Source organism: Mesorhizobium sp. M2C.T.Ca.TU.002.02.1.1 (assembly GCF_003997225.1).
Map to the genome: position 1 here is coordinate 1 of NZ_RZTO01001155.1, position 1,435 is coordinate 1,435.

Annotated in this window: 1 protein-coding gene; it reads left to right on the top strand. The window is 68.1% G+C overall.

Going from position 1 to position 1,435, the window contains the following annotated elements; translation table 11 throughout:
• Positions 1-59 precede the first annotated feature (59 nt).
• Positions 60-1,435: phosphoenolpyruvate--protein phosphotransferase (ptsP, locus tag EOD07_RS34265; RefSeq protein ID WP_127238341.1), on the top strand; the 1,376-nt coding region annotated here is incomplete at its 3' end.

Consider the following 1,435-nt stretch of genomic DNA (forward strand, 5'->3'; position numbering starts at 1 on the left):
AGGTTGCGGCGCCCGCTTCCGAGACCGCGCCGCCTGACGCCGCGACGGCGGACGGAACCCTGAAACTTCAAGGCGTCGCCGCCAGTGAGGGTGTGGCGATCGGGCCGGCCTTCGCCCATTTCCCGCCGGAGATCGAGGGACCGGGCAGGCGACTGCAGGGCGATGAGATCGAAGGTGAGCTCGAGCGCTTCCGCGGCGCCGTCGCCAGCGTCCAGACACGCATGGACCGCACGCTTGCCGAGAACAATCTCTCCGCCGGCGACCGTGGCATCGTCGCGGCGCTGCGCGACATCGCCGCCGACGACAGCCTGACCGGCGAAGTCGAAAGGCTGATCAAAGGCGGTGACGACGCGGTCTCGGCGGTCATCGCGGCGTCGGCCACCATCGCCGCCGATTTCAGCGCCGTCGACGACCACTATCTCAACGCCCGGGCCGACGACGTCCATGCCGTCGGCCGGCAGATCTGCCTGGTGCTGCTCGGCCAGGACGAGGTCAGCCTGGAAACCATACCGCAGGGCGCGATCCTGATCGCCGACGACATCGGCGCCTGGGACCTTGCGCGCGCCCCCCTGAAGCGCATCGGCGGCGTGGTCTGCGGCCATGGCGGCGCCACCTCGCACATCGCCATCATCGCCCGCTCGCACGGCATCCCGGCCGTGCTGGGTCTCGGCGACAAGGTCAACGAACTGCGCACCGCCAGTCAGGTGGCGATCGACGGCAATGCCGGGCATGTGATCGCCGATCCGGATGAGACCGCGCGTGCGGATTTCGCCCGGCGTGTCGAAGCCGCGGCGCAGGAGCGCGCCGGGCTGAAAGTGTTCAAGGGCGTGACGCCTACCCGCGCCGACGGCACGGTGATCGAGGTCGCGGCCAATATCGGCTCGCTGGAGGAGATCGAGGCGGCGCAGGAAGCCGGCGCCATGGGCGTCGGCCTGTTCCGCACCGAACTGCTCTTCATGCGCCACATGCACCTGCCGTCGGAGGACATGCAGGCCGAGACCTACAGCGCGCTGGCCAAGGCTTTTGCGCCGCATTCGGTCATCGTGCGCACGCTCGACATCGGCGGCGACAAGCCGATCGCCGGCATCGAATTCCCCGACGAGGAAAATCCTTTCCTCGGCTGGCGCGGCATCCGCATGTGCCTGGACCGTCCCGACATCTTCAAGCGCCAGCTGCGGGCGCTGCTCAGGGCCGCCGTGCACGGCAACATCAAGGTGATGCTGCCGATGGTTTCGGAGATCGCCGAGATCACGCGCACCCGCACGCTGGTCGACGAATGCGCGGCTGAATTGAAGGCGGAGGGCGTGCCGTATGCTGGCTTCGAACTCGGCGTGATGATCGAGACGCCCGCCGCCGTTCTGATCGCGCCGGCTTTGGCAAAGGAAGTGGCGTTCTTCTCGATCGGCACCAACGACCTGACCCAGTACATCATGGC